Below are 16,104 nucleotides of genomic sequence, written 5' to 3' on the forward strand. Positions count from 1 at the left end.
CAAGGCGCTTCTCATTCTCGGTTTCAGGCCCGTTACGGCAAGGTAGAGTCGTTAGGTCATTGCCGGACGTCAGGCGGCCAGGGCGCACGAAAGCAGTGCGTCCCTCGCCTCGTCCAGGGCGCTGTCGATGCGGTCGACCAGATGCTGGGGCGGCGGCAAGGTCGCCTGCCCCACCGCCTTGCGAAGCTGTTCGCAGGCAATCACCAGCGATGGCAGCCCCATGGTGCCGGCGGCACCGGACAGGCTGTGGAGTTCCAGCTCCAGGCGGACGCCATCGCAGTTCGATGCGGCGGCGCGGATCGCGGCGACCCGAACAGCGGAATCCGACAGGAAGGTCTCGAACAGCAGCCCGGCATCCGATCCCATCGTCTGGATCAGTTCCTCCAGCGTGTCCTGATCGATGACGGGTCCGCGCTCGACCCTGTCGACGGAAGGCATGTTGCGGCCCCACGTCCTCACGGTTTCGTCCAGTCGCTGGCGGCTGATCGGCTTCGGCATATAGTCGCTCATGCCGGCATCGATGCAGCGGGCCTCGTCTCCCCTCATGGCATGCGCGGTCAGCGCCACGATCGGCACGGAGGCATTGGGTCCTTCCAGCGACCTGATACGGCGCGTGGCCTCGAAACCATCCATCTCCGGCATTTCGATGTCCATCAGGACAAGGTGGTAAGCTCCCTTGACGACAGCCTCTATCGCGGCGGCGCCATTTCCGACGACATCGACCTGATGACCGCCCCGCCTGAGCATGCCGGCGGCGACCTGCTGGTTGACCGGGTTGTCGTCGGCCACGAGGATGCGCAATGCGCCGATCGCCGCGACGGCCGGCGGCGTCGCCTGGGCTGTCCCGCCCGGCACTGCCCCGCTGGTCATGACGGCCTTGGCCATATCCCCCGTACCGGGACGCAGGGGCAGCGTGAACCAGAAGGTGCTGCCCTGGGTCAGGGTGCTTTCGACGCCGATACGGCCTCCCATCAGGTCGACCAGCCGTTTGCTGATCGCCAACCCCAGCCCGGTGCCGCCCGACTTGCCGCTGGCCTGCCCGTCGACTTGATTGAACATCTGGAACAGGCTGGCCTGTCCCTCCTGCGATATGCCCGGTCCAGTATCGCGGACGGCAAAACGGAGGTCCCCCGCAGCATCGGTGCCGACGGCAACGTCGACACCGCCTTCGGCGGTGAATTTGAGCGCATTTCCGATCAGGTTGACCAGTACCTGACGAAGCCTGCCGGCATCGCCGCGCACCGTTACCCGAGCGGCTTCCTCGATCGTCACCGAAAGTTCGACACCCTTCTCGCGGGCTTTCGGAACGAACAGTTCGATGACGCTACCGACCAATGGCTCGATTTCCAGATCGGCGTCGTCCAGTTCGAAACGCCCGGCCTCCATCTTGGAAAAATCGAGGATATCGTTGAGTACGGTCAGCAAAGCCTCGGCCGAGGTCTGGATCACCTGTCCGTAGCGACGCTGCTCGGCGGTCAGCATGGTACCCAGCAGCAGGTCGGCCATTCCGATGACCCCGTTCATCGGGGTCCGGATCTCGTGGCTCATGGTGGCGAGGAAGACCGACTTTGCCCGGTTCGCCGACTCGGCCGCGGCGAGCGCCTGCTCCAATTCCTTGGCAAGGGCGGTCTGCCGCAGACGGGAGCGCCGCAGGTCGCGAAGCTGTCCGAACTGCATCCACACCATGCCGGCCATGCTGGCCGCCAGCGCAGCGACGCAGACCGCGAGCACCACCGACAGGATGCGGGTCTTGTCGCGGTAGGCCACGAGTTCGACCGAGCGGCGCGCATTGATCCGGACCAGCTGGCTTTCCGTCATCTGCCGGACTTCGCGCACCGCGGAGCGGAAGGCGGCGAGATCAAGCATCGTGGGATCAAGGGTCTCGACGCCGGGCGCCAGCCGTTCGATCATCTCGACGATCCGGGAGGCGCGCTCGGCGTCTTCCGGGACGATGGAGATGATGGCCGCAAGCTGCCCTCCCCTGAGCAGGGCCGTCCGGCTGAACAGGATGTCGTATCTCAGCGTCACCTCCGCGGCAGTCCGCTGCGTCGGTTGCGCCATATAGTCCGAAAGCGCCGCATCCAGCTTCACCGTTTCGCGATCAAGCTGATAGGCAGCCCATACCGCATCCTCGCGAACGCTGCCGTCTACTTCCGCCTGCCGGTCGAGCAGCAGCGTCAGCAGGATCACACAGGAAACCAAAAGCATCCCGCTAAGACCGAGCAGCGCTTTTGCGCGCAAGGAATGCACCACTTTCGGCAACCTCCTGTTACACAGGCCTTCGATAGAGGCCCAGCGCGGGCGAACCGCTATTGGACCTCTATGCTTTTCACCTGCCATACGGATCGACTGAAATACACCTCGTTGTAAAGTCCTGGATTGAGATCGAAGGGATATATCACGAAGATCGGTCCCTGGTTGCGGACCGGCAGGTAGGCGCCGTTCTTCTTGAGCGCCAGGATCACATCATGCTTGATGAAGTCTTCCGCAGGCACTTCCGCCGAATAGTCGTTCAGGGCAATGACCTTCAGCTTGGCCCCTTCCGCCCCTACGGCCTCCAGGACGGCCCTGGTCAAGGGACCCTGAAAGTCGTTGACTCCTTCGGCCCAAGGTGTGTTCACCCTGGCGGTACGGCCGGGCAGCGCCTCCAGCATGGCGATGTCGAACTCGGCCGCCTTGCCGGCATTAGTATTAGCGATGCGCCCGGTGACGGTAAGAACGACGGGACCGGTCGGGGCGGCCAACGTACCTGCCGCCGCAATTTCCGGCACCGTTACCGCAATCCAGACGGTCAGCAGTATCCCAAATACTCTTAACGCGGACATGGCACTCTCCACGCGAAATATGGATGAGGTTGATACTTCTTTCGATATTAGAGGACTAGTTAGAATTTTGTCATAAATATTACCTTATTCGACCTATGCGAGGCATCCGGGCATCGCGAAGGTGCCGCTCCGACCGATGATCCCATTATGGACCGGAACCACCGAACAGTCCGTTAATAGACCGAAGGGTATCGGTGCCAGCATCGGCGATTGAACCTTCGGCATAATCCGCTGACATGACGATTCAAGAGTTGCCGGCTCCCCGCTGTATCCTGCAAAGGATTTTGGTCATGGAACAAGAAGGGCTTTAAAACCTCAAGTTCATCGCGTTCAATCCAGCATCATTCTCTTGTTAGCATAACGATCGCCGCCATGACCATTACCATGGTTATTCACCCGGCCTGGTAGCGACCGCTTGTTGCGGCGCGGTGTGGCGCCGTTCGCCATGTTGGCAGGCACTTTGGCAATCGGCTTGGTGGCGCGGTCTGCACGACGCTGCCGGACCGCATCTTCCGCCTTTGGGACGAGATTCAACCTCCAGCCCCTGCACCGCGCCACCGCATCGCTCCGCGCTTTGATCTTGGACACCGAGGCCAGGGGGGGGGGCAGTAGCAGGAACCTCGATCGCACTCAAGGTTACCAGGGCCAAGCCTTGGTATGGTGGAAAGATGGAGAAAATATCCGAAACGCCGCAGCGGGACGCTGAAAGTCAGAAACTCAGCGCCTTCGCCCTGACGACGCTGGGCAAGGCCTCGATCTTTCGCAGGACCTCGTCGCTGATCGGCTGATCGACCGACACCAAGGCTATCGCGTTCTCCCCCGGCGCCGTGCGGCCCAGGTGGAAGGTCGCGACGTTGACACCGGCGTCACCCAGCGTCGTGCCGAGATGGCCGATGAAGCCGGGCTTGTCCTCGTTGCGGATGAACAGCATGTGGCTGGAAACTTCGGCCTCGATCGGCACATCCTCGATGCCGACGAGACGGGGCTTCTCGCCGCCGAACAGCGTCCCGGTCAGCGACCGCGCCCGGTGCTCAGTCTCGACGATCACCCGGATCAGCGTCTGATAGTCGCTGGCCCGCTCGCGCTTGGTCTCCGCGATCTCTATGTCCCGCTCCCGCGCGATTACCGGGGCATTGACCATGTTGACGCTGTTGAGCAAGGGGCGCAGCAGGCCCATCAGGACCAATGCCGTCAGCGGGCGGGTGTTCAGTTCGGCGACATGGCCTTCGTATTCGACCGTGACGCCCTTCAGCCCGCTCTCGGTGATCTGGCCGGCGAAGCTGCCGAGCTGTTCGGCCAGCGCCATGTAGGGCCGCAGCTTCGGCGCGTCCTCCGCCGAGACCGACGCCATGTTCAGCGCGTTGACGACGGCGCCGGACACCAGATAATCGGCCATCTGTTCCGCAACCTGGAGCGCCACGTTCTCCTGCGCCTCGGTCGTGCTGGCGCCAAGGTGCGGCGTGCAGATCACCTGATCCATGCCGAACAAGGCGTTGTCCTTGGCCGGCTCCGACGCGAAGACGTCGAGCGCTGCTCCGGCGACGTGACCGCTTTCCAGCGCCGCCTTCAGGTCTTCCTCGACGATCAGGCCGCCACGGGCGCAGTTGATGATGCGGACACCCTTGCGGGTCTTCGCCAGCGACTCCGCATTGATGAGATTGCGGGTGCCGTCGGTCAGCGGCGTGTGAAGGGTGATGAAGTCGGCGCGGGCCAGAAGCTCGTCCAGCTCGACCTTCTCGACGCCGAGATCGACGGCGCGTTCATGGCTGAGAAACGGATCGTAGGCGACGACCCGCATCTTCAGCCCCAGCGCCCGGTCGGCGACGATAGAGCCGATATTGCCGCAGCCGACGACGCCCAGCACCTTGGCCGTCAGCTCGACGCCCATGAAGCGGTTCTTTTCCCACTTGCCGGCCTGAGTCGAGGCGTTGGCGGCCGGGATCTCGCGGGCGAGCGCGAACATCATGGCGATGGCATGCTCGGCCGTGGTGATGGAGTTGCCGAACGGCGTGTTCATCACGACGACCCCGCGCGAGGTCGCCGCCGGGATGTCCACGTTGTCGACGCCGATGCCAGCGCGTCCGACCACCTTTAGCCGGCTTGCCGCGGCCAGCACGTCCTTCGTCACCTTGGTTGCCGAGCGGATCGCCAGCCCGTCGTACTCGCCGATGATCGCTTTCAGGTCTTCCGGCTTGAGGCCGGTCTTGACATCAACTTCGACGCCCCGCTCGCGGAAGATTTCCACGGCGCGTGGACTCAGGCTGTCGGAGATCAGGACTTTAGGCATACGGCACGTTCCCCCGTTCAGGAAGCTTTGACGGTCTCCGACTTGACGGTCGCGAAGGCCCACTCGATCCAGGGGATCAGCGCCTCGATATCGCTGCGCTCCACCGTGGCACCGCCCCAGATCCGCAGACCCGCGGGCGCGTCCCGGTAGGATGCCGTGTCGTAGGCGACACCTTCCTTCTCCAGCAGCGACGCCACCTTCTTGGCGACATCGGCCTGGGTCGCCTGATCGAGTGCCGTGATCTCCGGATCGGTGATCCTCAGGCAGATCGAGGTGCAGGACCGGATGGCGGGATCGACGGGGAGGAAGCCGATCCAGGGCGTCCTCTCGACCCAATCCGCCAAGGCAGCCAGATTGCTTTCCGACCGGGCGATCAAGCCGGACAGCCCGCCGACCGACTGCGCCCAGTGCAGGCCGTCGATCGCATCTTCCACCGCCAGCATCGACGGCGTGTTGATGGTCTCGCCCTTGAAGATGCCTTCGGAGATCTTGCCGTCCTTGGTCAGGCGGAAGATCTTGGGCATCGGCCAGGCAGGCTTGTAACTTTCCAGCCGCTCGACGGCGCGCGGGCTGAGCACCAGCATGCCGTGCTGCGCTTCGCCTCCCAGCACCTTCTGCCAGGACCACGTCACGACATCCAGCTTGTCCCAGGGCAAGTCCATTGCGAAGGCGGCCGAGGTCGCGTCGCAGATGGTCAGCCCTTGGCGGTCGGCCGGTATCCAGTCGCCGTTGGGGACGCGGACGCCCGAGGTCGTGCCGTTCCAGGTGAACACGACATCATGGCTGAAATCGACCTGGGACAGGTCGGGCAGCTTGCCGTAGTCGGCCTGGATGCTCCGCGTATCGGCCAGCTTCAACTGCTTGACGACGTCGGTCACCCAGTCCTTGCCGAAGCTTTCCCACGCCAGCATGTCCACCGGACGGGCACCCAGCAGCGACCACATCGCCATCTCGACGGCACCGGTATCGGACGCGGGAACGATGCCGATGCGGTAACCGTCGGGAATGCCGAGAATCGAGCGGCTGAGATCGAGAACCTCGGCGAGTTTGGCCTTGCCCGGCTTCGAGCGGTGCGAGCGGCCGACGAGGGCGTCGGACAGCGCTTCGAGCGACCAACCCGGACGTTTGGCACAGGGACCGGAGGAGAAATGGGTACTGACTGGCCGCGTGTTCGGCTTCATGACGGCTATTCCTTGCAGAATAGTTGCGACCCGGTGGGGGGTCGTGGCCCGGCGCGGATACTAAGGAGAGCTATTCGCCAAATCAACGGCGCAATACTGTGCCGGGAGGAGGCATCGGAGAGATGTGTTGGGCCACGGCCCAACCTACGGGTGATGAATTCGTAGGTTGGGCCGTGGCCCAACAACTCGGACGCATCAAATCAAACCGATACGGCCAGCGGCGAGCGGCGGGCGACGATGTGGTCGAGCAGGACGCTCAGCACCGCCTCGTCCCGCTGGTTGTATGTCGTGTACTGGAGCCGCACTCGGCCCCGGTCGTCGCGGGTACGCGACGGCACGATCTCGACCGCCTCTGCGATGACATGCAGAGTGTCGCCCGGACGGACCGGACGCAGCCAGCGCAGCTCGTCGCCGCCGCTGCCGCCCAGGCTGCTGTCATGGATGGTGCCGGTATCGCGGAACAGCCGGAAAGTCAGCGCCAGCGTCTGGAAACCGCTGGCGATCAGGCCGCCGAAAGGGCCTTTGGAGGCGGCTACGGTATCGACATGGATCGGCTGGGGATCGTAGACCAGCGCGAAGTCGATGATCTGGGCTTCGGTCAGGGTGATGCCGGATGTCTCGATCCGTTCGCCGATCAGGAAGTCCTCGAAATACTTGGTCTGCATGCGCCGGATCGCTCCCCAAAGGCACGGGCTGCCGTCTCAGCCTCTTCATTGCTTACTTAAAGATATACGGTGCCTTCGAGGTACAGCACGGCGGTCCCGGAAATCAAGACCCTGTCGCCCGCCAGTTTGAGCTTCAATAGCCCTCCGCGCTTGGAAAGCTGGCGGGCTACAAGCTCCGTCTTGCCCAGACGCTCCCCCCAATACGGCGTCAGCGTGCAGTGGGTCGAACCGGTGACGGGATCTTCAGCGATGCCGTGGCTGGGCGCGAAGTAGCGCGAGACGAAATCGACCTCGCCGCTGCCGGGGGCGGTGACGAGCACGGCGCGGTCGAGCCGGCTCAGCGCCGAGAAATCGGGAGCGAGCCCCGCCACCGACGCCGCGTCGTCGTAGACGACCATGTAGTCGCGCGCGACCAAGATGTCCGCCGGAGTGCCGCCGCCCAACGCCGCCGCGATGTCGGCCTTCAACTGATCGGAGTCGGCCGGGACCGCTTCGGCCGGCCGGGAGGGAAAGTTCAGGGTGAACAGGTCGCCCGATCGGGTGACCGGCAACGTACCCGCGACCTGGGTGGCGAACTCCACCCGCTCCGTTCCCGGACGGAGAATCGTCATGATGACGAAGGCGCTGGCCAAGGTGGCATGGCCGCACAGATCGACTTCGGTCGTGGGAGTGAACCAGCGCAGCCGGTAGCCGTCCTGCCCTTCCGGCGCGAAGAAGGCTGTCTCGGCCAGATTGTTCTCGGCGGCGAGATCCTGGAGCATCCTGTCCGGCAGCCATGTATCGAGCGGCATGACCGCCGCCGGGTTGCCGCCGAAGACGATGTCGGTGAATGCATCCACCTGATAAATGCGCTGGCTCATGATCCGTCTTACCCGTTTAAGTCTTACCCGTTCAGGTTGGTAAAGTCGAAACAGTTGGGATGCCGTTCCAGCCCCACCTTCTCATAGAATTCGATGGCTGCCGGGGCGGAGAGCAGGATGCAGCGGACGCCGTCGCCGAACTCCGCCACGGCGGCAGCCTTGGTTTGCAGCATCAGTCCGGTGCCGATGCCCCTGCCCTGCCATTGCCGGTCCACTGCCAAATCGGACAGGTAGCAGCAATAGCTGAAGTCGGTGACCGACCGGGCGACGCCGACCAGAACGCCGCCGGCGCGGGCGGTGACGATAATGTCAGCCCGCTCCAGCATTGTACCGATACGCTTCAGATCCGCGACTGGGCGGCGCTCGGAGAGGCTGGACCGCACCAGCACATCGACGAACTCCGTCCCGGACAATCCGGGCTCCAGCGCGTACACGACCACCGTATCGTCCGCTTCGGTCTTCATGGTCAATCCCGCCAAAATGGCTTGCTCCCCTCGGCATCGGCCTGCGCTCTGCTGATGCCGATATCCTTCAGCATCTCGTCGCTGAGCGCAAGCAAGGCTAGGCGCTGGCGGCGCTTCTCGTCCCATGCGAGATAGACGTCAAGCATCTTCAGGAGCATGCGGACCGGGAGCCCGGCGGCGGCGCGAAGCCCCTTCGAGAAAACCACCGGAACGCCCGCCGTCGTGCGGGCCGTCGCATCAATTGTACGCATACAATCCTCCATCCACCAGCGTTCTGCCTCGCTACAATCGAGACAATGCGATTATGTCTTGATTCGGATGAGGGTCAATTATAACATTGTCACCATGACAAATTGGCTTCCCGACCTTGCGAACTTCCCCGGCCCGCGCTATCGCGCCATCGCGGACGCACTGGCCGCCGATATATCCTCCAACCGCCTGTTGGTCGGCGCCCGGCTGCCGACGCACCGGGATTTGGCCTATCACCTTAAGGTGACGGTCGGCACGGTGACCCGCGCCTATGCGGAAGCCGAGCGGCGCGGCCTGATTGGGGGAGAGGTCGGGCGCGGGACCTATGTCAAGGCCGGCACTCCCGCCAGCGCAATGGACCAGTGGCCGCAACTGCCTCCGCCTCCCGGCGACATCCCGGCGGTTGTGGACCTGTCGCTCTGCACGCCGAGCAGCGCCGGGGTTGCCGAGGCCCTGGCCACGATGTTCGCCAGCATGTCGAACCCGGCCGACTTCCGGGGCCTGCTGGAATACCCGCCCCATGGCGGGTTGCCGGCGCATCGCGCGGCGGGGGCCGAATGGCTGAGCCGGCACCAGCTTTCCGTCGGGCCGGAAAACGTGCTGGTGACCAGCGGCGCTCAGAACGGCATGGCGATTTCCATTTCGACCGTAGCGAGGCCGGGCGACCTGATCCTGACGGAGCGGCTGACCTATTTCGGCATGAAGGCCCTGACCTCCACCCTAGGGCTGCGGCTGGAAGGGGTGGCGATGGACGAGGACGGTTTGCTGCCGGATGCGTTCGAGGCGGCTTGCCGCCAGTCCGCCCCGCGTGCCCTCTACACCGTGCCGACGCTGCACAACCCGACGACGGCGGTGATGCCGCTGGAGCGGCGGCTGCGCATCATAGAAATCGCCCGGCAATACGATGTCACGATCATCGAGGACGACGTCTTCGGCTTCCTGATGCCGGACGCGCCGCCGCCGATCCAGACGCTGGCGCCGGATATCACCCTGCATATCAGCAGCATGTCCAAGAGCATCGCGCCCGGCCTGCGGATCGGCTATCTGGTGGCGCCGTCGCGCCTGATGCCCCGGCTGGAAGGCACCATGCGGGCGCTCAACTACGCGGTGCCGCCGCTGATGAGCGAGCTTGCAAGCCGCTGGATCGAGGACGGCAGCGCTGACCGCTTCGCCGACGCCCAGCGCCGCGAATGCCGGATCAGGCATGCCATGGCGCAGGACATCCTGCGCGACTGTCCGGTGATCGCCGTGCCGTCGGTCGGCCAGCATCTCTGGCTGAAGCTGCCGGAGCCGTGGCGGCGTGAGGACTTCGTTTCGGAAACGCGCCAGCGTGGCATCATGCTGACCGGAGCCGACGTCTTCATGGTCGGACGGGGTGCGGCGCCCCATGCCGTCCGCGTCGGCATTTCCATGCCGCAGCGGCGCGACGATGTCCGCCATGGGCTGGAAGTCATCGCCGAGTTGCTGATGAACCCCGTGGGAGCGTCGCTGTCAGTCGTCTAGAACCCGTCGTCGACCGTCCAGGCGTGGTTCAGCGGGCCATGGCCCTTGCCGTAGCCGGGAGCCTGCCGGATTGCCTGATCGACGTAGTTCCGCGCCCGCGTCACCGCTTCCGGCAGGGTCAGCCGTTGCGCCAAGCCGGTCGCGATGGCGGAGGCCAGCGTGCAGCCGGTTCCGTGTGTGTGGACCGTTTCGATTCGGCGGGAAGTGAAGACCTCCTCCCCGTCGTTGGTGACCAGGATATCGGTGACGGTCTCGCCTTCCATGTGCCCGCCCTTGATCAGCACGGCCTGGGGTCCGTAGCTGAGGATCAGGTTGGCGGCATGGCGCATGTCGTTGATGTCGAGGATCTCCATCCCGCTCAGCACCTGGGCTTCCGGGATGTTGGGAGTCAGGACCTCCGCCAGCGGCAGCAGCCGGCGCTGAAGCGCATGGCCGGCGTCCGGGTCGAGCAGCGAGGCTCCCCCCTTGGCGACCATGACGGGATCGACCACCAGCGGGATGTCGGTCCCCAATTCCTCAATCACATCGGCAACAGCGTTGATGACCTCGGCGCTGTGCAGCATGCCTGTCTTGATCGCGTCGGCGCCGATGTCTTCCAACACCAGCCGCATCTGCTGGGCGATGAACTCGACCGGCACCGCATGGATGCCGAACACGCCCAGCGTGTTCTGGGCGGTCAGGGCCGTGATCGCCGTCGCGGCATATCCCGTCAGTGCGGTGACAGTCTTGATGTCACCCTGGATACCGGCGCCGCCTCCGCTGTCGGAGCCGGCGACGATCAAGACCCTTCCCTTCATTCCGCCGCTTCCTGTTCCCGGGCAGCCGCCTGCTGGATGCTGTTTACGATATCCCCCACGACCGCATTAACCAAGGACTCATCGTCACCCTCGGCCATGACGCGAATGACCGGCTCGGTCCCGGACTTGCGGATCAGCAGGCGGCCGATGCCGTCAAGGCGGGCTTCGCCATCGCGGATGGCCTCCTTGACGAGGTCGTCCTCGAGCGGAGCGCCCCCGCCGAACCGGACGTTCTTCAGCAATTGCGGCAGCGGATCGAAGACGCGGCAGACCTCGCTGACCCGGCGCTTGCTCTCCTGAATGACCGCCAGCACCTGCAAGGCGGCGACGAGGCCGTCGCCGGTCGTGCCATAGTCGCTCAGCACGATATGGCCGGACTGCTCGCCGCCGACGTTGAAGCCGTGCTCGCGCATGTGCTCGACCACGTAGCGGTCTCCCACCGGCGTCCGGACGAGGTCGAGGCCGATGCCCTTGAGGTAGCGTTCCAGACCCAGGTTCGACATGACGGTGGCGACGACACCGTTGCCCTTCAACCGTCCCGTTTCGCACCAAGACCGGCCGACCATGCCCATGAGCTGGTCGCCATCGACCTGCCGGCCCTTCTCGTCCACCAGGATCAGCCGGTCGGCGTCGCCGTCCAACGCGATGCCGAGATCGGCGCCGTTGGCCAGCACCTCGCTCTGGAGCATCGCCGGGGCAGTGGCGCCGCAGCCACGATTGATATTGATGCCGTCGGGCTTGACGCCGACCGCGACGACTTCGGCGCCCAACTCCCACAGGACCTTGGGGGCGACCTTGTAGGCGGCGCCATGGGCACAATCGACGACGATCTTAAGACCGTCGAGCCGCAGGCCGCGCGGGAAGGTGTTCTTGACGAACTCGATATAGCGTCCGCTGGCATCATCCAGTCGGCTGGCGCGGCCAAGCGCCGCAGGCTTGACCAGACCGGTCCCGAGGGGATCGTTCAAGCGCGCCTCGATCTCGCCCTCGACCTCGTCCGACAGCTTGTAGCCATCAGGGCCGAACAGCTTGATGCCGTTGTCCTGGAACGGGTTGTGGGAGGCCGAAATCATGATGCCGAGATCGGCGCGCAGGCTGCGGGTCAGCATGGCGACCGCCGGGGTCGGCATCGGACCGACCAGCACCACGTCCATGCCCATGGAGATCAGCCCCGCCGTCAGCGCCGGCTCCAGCATGTAGCCGGACAGGCGCGTGTCCTTGCCGATCACGGCCAGATGCCGGTGATCGCCGCGATGGAACTGGATCGCCGTGGACATGGCGACCTTCAGCGCGGTTTCGGCGGTCATCGGCTCGATGTTGGCGGTGCCGCGGATGCCGTCGGTACCAAACAGTTTTCGCGTCATGATCCCTCTCGAACAATCGCGGTGTTCTAGCGGAAAAACCGGCAATATGCCAACCGTGAGGGCAGACGCATTCGGTCAGGTGGCGCTTTGCCCCTCGAGAGCCAGCCATAGCGCCCGTGCCTGATAAGTTTCCGCGACGTCGTGGACGCGGACGATCTGGGCTCCCTGCCCCAAGCTGGCGAGCGCGCCGGCCAGCGATCCGGCGAGCCGGTCCTTCGGCGGTTCCTTGCGGCTCAGGGCGCCGATGAAGCCCTTGCGCGACAGGCCGATCAGGACGGGCAATCCTAAGCCGTGGAACAGCGCGGTATGGCGCAGGACGTCCAGGTTGTGCGCAACCGTCTTGCCGAAGCCGATGCCGGGATCGACGCACAGGTTCTCCGGCCGGATGCCGGCATCCAGGCACACCGCGACCCGCTCGGCCAGATACGCGTAGACGTCGGTCGAAACGTCCAGGTAGTCGGGAGCCTGCTGCATCGTGCGCGGCTCCCCCTTCATATGCATCAGGACGACTGGAGCCGCCGACCGGACCGCGACGCCGAGACTTTCCGGATCGCCTGTCAGGGCGGTGACGTCGTTGATGATGGCCGCTCCCGCCTCCAGCGCCGCCGCCATGACGGCGGCGTGACGGGTGTCGATCGACACCTTGGCTCCCGTTCCGGCGAAATGACGGACGACCGGGACGACGCGCCGGATCTCCTCCTCCGGCGATACCGGATCGGCGCCGGGACGGGTCGACTCACCGCCGACGTCCAGGATATCGGCTCCGGCATCCAGCAAAGCGGCGCCCTGGGCGATGGCGTTGGCGTGGTCGAGGAAGTCGCCGCCGTCGCTGAAGCTGTCGGGGGTGACGTTGATGATCCCCATGATCGCCGGCTTGTCGAGGGCGAGGCCGGCGAAGGGCTGACGGGGCCTGGAGAGCGCGTCAAGCCGTTCAACGACCTGTTCCCAGCCCGCGACGTCCGCCAGCGTCCCGGATGCGCGGCCGATACCGCCGTCCGGCCACCTGACGATCACTTCCACCATGGCGAAGGCCAGCGGTCCGCCGGCCAGCCAGCGGGCGATACCCGCTTCGACCGCCGCCGCCGCCGTTTCGTGTCCCAGGATGCCCAAGGGGCGGACGAAGACCGCGCCGCCATCGCGCTCTGCCGACAAGCAAAAGCCCCGGAGTGATCCGGGGCTCGTTGCCGGCTCCATACCGATTGGAGCCATCAGTTCTCAGTCCTTACGTACCCGGCTGGGGTTCCGGCTCGAGACCGCCGGAGTCCTTGCTGCCGCTGGTCGGAACCGAAGCCCGGCGCCCCGGAGTCGGCTGCTTGGGCGGCGGCGGCGTGTCCTGCTTGTCGGTACGGATGATCGCCTCACCGCGCAGCAGGGCGTTGATCTCCTCGCCCGACAGGGTCTCGTACTCCAGCAGCCCCTTGCCCAGGGTGTGGAGCTGATCGAGGTTCTCGGTCAGCACCTTGCGGGCGGTGCCGTAGGCGTCGTCCACGATCCGGCGAACCTCGGCGTCGACCTGGGCGGCCGTCGCGTCGGACATGTTCTTGTGCTGGGTAACCGAGTGACCCAGGAAGACCTCCTGGCTCGGTTCGCCGTACAGCAACGGCCCCAGCTTCTCGCTCATGCCCCACTCGGTAACCATGCGGCGCGAGATGTCGGTCGCCATCTTGATGTCCGACGAGGCGCCTGTCGTGACACGGTCGATGCCGAAGATCAGTTCCTCGGCGACGCGGCCACCCATGGCGACCGCAAGGTCGGCTTCCAGCTTTGCGCGGCTGAGGGAGATACGGTCACCTTCCGGAAGGCGCATTACCATGCCGAGCGCGCGACCGCGCGGGATGATGGTGGCCTTATGGACCGGATCGCTATCCTTCATGTGGATCGCGACGATGGCGTGGCCGCCCTCGTGATAGGCCGTCAGCTTCTTCTCGTCCTCGGTCATGACCATGGAGCGGCGTTCCGCACCCATCATGACCTTGTCCTTGGCGTTCTCGAACTCGGCCATACCGACGACGCGCTTGCCGGCACGGGCTGCGAGCAGAGCCGCTTCGTTGACGAGGTTGGCCAGATCGGCGCCCGAGAAACCGGGAGTGCCACGGGCGATGATGCGGGCTTCGACGTCCGGAGCCAGCGGCACCTTCCGCATATGGACCTTGAGGATCTTCTCGCGGCCAAGCACGTCGGGGTTCGGCACCACGACCTGACGGTCGAAACGGCCGGGACGCAGCAGGGCCGGGTCGAGGACGTCCGGACGGTTGGTCGCGGCGATCAGGATGACTCCCTCGTTCGCCTCGAAGCCGTCCATCTCGACCAGCAACTGGTTGAGGGTCTGCTCGCGCTCGTCGTTGCCGCCGCCGAGGCCGGCGCCGCGATGACGTCCGACCGCGTCGATTTCGTCGATGAAGATGATGCAGGGAGCATTCTTCTTGCCCTGCTCGAACATGTCGCGGACGCGGCTCGCGCCGACGCCGACGAACATCTCGACGAAGTCGGAACCCGAGATGGTAAAGAACGGAACGTTGGCTTCACCCGCGACGGCCCGCGCCGTCAGGGTCTTACCGGTACCGGGAGGACCGACCAGCAGCACGCCCTTGGGGATCTTGCCGCCCAGGCGCTGGAACTTCTGCGGGTCCTTCAGGAATTCGACGATCTCCTCGAGCTCCTGCTTGGCCTCGTCGATGCCGGCAACGTCATCGAACGTCACTCTTCCGACCTTTTCGGTCAGAAGGCGCGCCCTGGATTTGCCGAAGCCCATCGCCTTGCCGCCGCCCGACTGCATCTGGCGCATGAAGAATATCCACACGCCGATCAGGAGCAGCATCGGGAACCAGGACAGCAGCACACTAAACAACGACGGCACATTGCTGTCGTCGGGCATGGCGCTGATCCGGACGCCCCGATCGGCCAAACGATCGACCACATTGGCATCAGGCGGGGAATAGGTGCTGAACGAGCGGCCATCAGTGAAGTGGCCGCTGATTTGATTGCCCTTGATCGTCACATCCGCGACCTGGCCCCGTTCGACCTCGTTCAGGAAGTCGCTAAACGGCACGCTCGCCTGCGGACTACGGGTAGAGGAACTCTGGAACAGATTGAAAAGGGCTACCAGCAGGAGCCCGATGATGATCCAGAGAGCCAGGTTTTTACCGAAATTGTTCACGGTTCACGCCTTTCGTCGGACAACCTCGGCGTCAATGAACACACGCCGGGCGCCAGCCCTCGCCACTTGATCCCCGATACTTGGGAAGTCCATCAGATTAGATAATGCCGCCCTCACTTTAAACAACTACGAATGCGAAGGCCGCAAAAGGTTCCTGCGGCCTGAACAGGGCGACAGCACGATCCGGACGGGGATCCCCCTCCGGGTGCTTGAAATGATTAGCAAATTCGAACCGGGGAAGAAACACCTCACCGTCTACGCAAACGATAGTGGGAAGCGTCTGCCGGACCGGCGCCGGCAACCGCCGGAGCGCCGGGTCCATGGTGACGGGATGGAGGCCCAGCCGAACGACCCGCGCCGCGCCGGAAAACAGAGATTTTACCGTGAACCGGCCGTCCCAGAGGATCGTCGCACCGGGCCCGAGTTCGGCCTGCTCGTCTGCGGCCTCCGGTTCGCGGGCGATCAGCAGGCGGCCGTCCCGGTAGGGCAGGATGCGGCACCCGCCGAGGGTGCGCCCGCGCCCGAGGCTGCCGTCACGGACCGTACAATACAGGCGCTCCACCGCTTCCAGCTTGGGCCGATAGCGGGAACCACCGACGGCGGCAAGGCAGCGGGACAGCAGGCGGAGAGCGGTTTCCTCCTCGGCGTCGCACAAAGGGTCCTGCCTCAGCAGGACGCAGCCTTCCGGCCACACCTCCACCGCCTGGGCGGCGAGCCGCGCCGCGGCCGCGTCGAGAGCGGATCGCGCCCGG

Annotated in this window: 14 protein-coding genes and 1 pseudogene; 1 reads left to right on the plus strand and 14 read right to left on the minus strand. The window is 64.9% G+C overall.

All coding sequences use genetic code 11. The annotated features are described in order from the left end of the window. Positions 1 to 69 precede the first annotated feature (69 nt). The 9 genes from N826_RS18250 to N826_RS45330 form a co-directional block, all read right to left on the minus strand. A complete protein-coding gene (locus N826_RS18250) occupies positions 70 to 2,241 on the minus strand; it encodes an ATP-binding protein (protein ID WP_169789373.1) in 2,172 nt (723 codons plus the stop codon). A 68-nt stretch (positions 2,242 to 2,309) separates the two neighbouring features. Further along, the gene (locus tag N826_RS18255) at positions 2,310 to 2,825 is read right to left on the minus strand and encodes a putative pterin-binding protein (RefSeq protein WP_044431142.1); all 516 of its coding nucleotides are present in this window, start codon (positions 2,823 to 2,825) and stop codon (positions 2,310 to 2,312) included. A gap of 330 nt (positions 2,826 to 3,155) precedes the next feature. Further along, positions 3,156 to 3,359 (minus strand): hypothetical protein, encoded by a 204-nt coding sequence (locus N826_RS43110; RefSeq protein ID WP_147040552.1) that lies wholly within the window; start codon positions 3,357 to 3,359, stop codon positions 3,156 to 3,158. A gap of 175 nt (positions 3,360 to 3,534) precedes the next feature. Next, complete coding sequence (gene serA / locus N826_RS18260) at positions 3,535 to 5,112, minus strand: phosphoglycerate dehydrogenase (protein ID WP_044431143.1); 1,578 nt, start codon at positions 5,110 to 5,112, stop codon at positions 3,535 to 3,537. 17 nt (positions 5,113 to 5,129) lie between these two features. Next, positions 5,130 to 6,293: a phosphoserine transaminase gene (locus N826_RS18265; RefSeq protein ID WP_044431144.1), complete on the minus strand. Its 1,164-nt coding sequence runs from the start codon at positions 6,291 to 6,293 to the stop codon at positions 5,130 to 5,132. Between the two features lie 200 nt (positions 6,294 to 6,493). Next, positions 6,494 to 6,958, minus strand: coding sequence for a MaoC family dehydratase (locus N826_RS18270; protein WP_044431145.1), 465 nt, complete (start codon positions 6,956 to 6,958; stop codon positions 6,494 to 6,496). Between the two features lie 56 nt (positions 6,959 to 7,014). Beyond that, positions 7,015 to 7,818 (minus strand): PhzF family phenazine biosynthesis protein, encoded by an 804-nt coding sequence (locus N826_RS18275; RefSeq protein WP_044431146.1) that lies wholly within the window; start codon positions 7,816 to 7,818, stop codon positions 7,015 to 7,017. A 23-nt stretch (positions 7,819 to 7,841) separates the two neighbouring features. Further along, entirely contained in the window at positions 7,842 to 8,282 is a 441-nt protein-coding gene (locus N826_RS18280; RefSeq protein WP_044431147.1) for a GNAT family N-acetyltransferase, read from the minus strand. A gap of 2 nt (positions 8,283 to 8,284) precedes the next feature. Then, complete coding sequence (locus N826_RS45330; protein WP_084720870.1) at positions 8,285 to 8,533, minus strand: DUF1127 domain-containing protein; 249 nt, start codon at positions 8,531 to 8,533, stop codon at positions 8,285 to 8,287. Positions 8,534 to 8,627: 94 nt separating this feature from the next. Between N826_RS45330 and ehuR the strand changes: the two genes are divergently transcribed. Beyond that, positions 8,628 to 10,034, plus strand: a complete 1,407-nt coding sequence (gene ehuR / locus N826_RS18290) for a MocR-like ectoine utilization transcription factor EhuR (protein ID WP_044431214.1) — start codon at positions 8,628 to 8,630, stop codon at positions 10,032 to 10,034. Here the strand turns inward: ehuR and thiD are convergent. The 5 genes and pseudogenes from thiD to N826_RS44225 all read right to left on the minus strand — a co-directional run. Beyond that, complete coding sequence (gene thiD / locus N826_RS18295; protein WP_044431148.1) at positions 10,031 to 10,831, minus strand: bifunctional hydroxymethylpyrimidine kinase/phosphomethylpyrimidine kinase; 801 nt, start codon at positions 10,829 to 10,831, stop codon at positions 10,031 to 10,033. The genes ehuR and thiD overlap by 4 nt on opposite strands. Then, on the minus strand, positions 10,828 to 12,198 hold the full coding sequence (glmM, locus tag N826_RS18300; RefSeq protein ID WP_169789375.1) for a phosphoglucosamine mutase: 1,371 nt from the start codon (positions 12,196 to 12,198) through the stop codon (positions 10,828 to 10,830). The genes thiD and glmM overlap by 4 nt, the downstream gene beginning before the upstream one ends. Before the next feature lie 72 nt (positions 12,199 to 12,270). Then, positions 12,271 to 13,347: a dihydropteroate synthase gene (folP, locus tag N826_RS18305; RefSeq protein WP_244619549.1), complete on the minus strand. Its 1,077-nt coding sequence runs from the start codon at positions 13,345 to 13,347 to the stop codon at positions 12,271 to 12,273. 70 nt (positions 13,348 to 13,417) lie between these two features. After that, entirely contained in the window at positions 13,418 to 15,352 is a 1,935-nt protein-coding gene (gene ftsH / locus N826_RS18310) for an ATP-dependent zinc metalloprotease FtsH (RefSeq protein WP_044431154.1), read from the minus strand. A 118-nt stretch (positions 15,353 to 15,470) separates the two neighbouring features. Continuing rightward, positions 15,471 to 16,104 (minus strand): annotated as a pseudogene (locus N826_RS44225) (hypothetical protein); the annotation flags it as partial.

Source organism: Skermanella aerolata KACC 11604 (assembly GCF_000936425.1).
Classification (GTDB): domain Bacteria; phylum Pseudomonadota; class Alphaproteobacteria; order Azospirillales; family Azospirillaceae; genus Skermanella; species Skermanella aerolata.

Bases quoted from the DNA above. Each gene is read 5' to 3' on its own strand.
- N826_RS18255 (WP_044431142.1), bottom strand. From the start codon at position 2,825: ATGTCCGCGTTAAGAGTATTTGGGATACTGCTGACCGTCTGGATTGCG.
- serA (WP_044431143.1), bottom strand. From the start codon at position 5,112: ATGCCTAAAGTCCTGATCTCCGACAGCCTGAGTCCACGCGCCGTGGAA.
- N826_RS18265 (WP_044431144.1), bottom strand. From the start codon at position 6,293: ATGAAGCCGAACACGCGGCCAGTCAGTACCCATTTCTCCTCCGGTCCC.
- N826_RS18270 (WP_044431145.1), bottom strand. From the start codon at position 6,958: ATGCAGACCAAGTATTTCGAGGACTTCCTGATCGGCGAACGGATCGAG.
- N826_RS18275 (WP_044431146.1), bottom strand. From the start codon at position 7,818: ATGAGCCAGCGCATTTATCAGGTGGATGCATTCACCGACATCGTCTTC.
- N826_RS18280 (WP_044431147.1), bottom strand. From the start codon at position 8,282: ATGAAGACCGAAGCGGACGATACGGTGGTCGTGTACGCGCTGGAGCCC.
- N826_RS45330 (WP_084720870.1), bottom strand. From the start codon at position 8,533: ATGCGTACAATTGATGCGACGGCCCGCACGACGGCGGGCGTTCCGGTG.
- ehuR (WP_044431214.1), top strand. From the start codon at position 8,628: ATGACAAATTGGCTTCCCGACCTTGCGAACTTCCCCGGCCCGCGCTAT.
- thiD (WP_044431148.1), bottom strand. From the start codon at position 10,831: ATGAAGGGAAGGGTCTTGATCGTCGCCGGCTCCGACAGCGGAGGCGGC.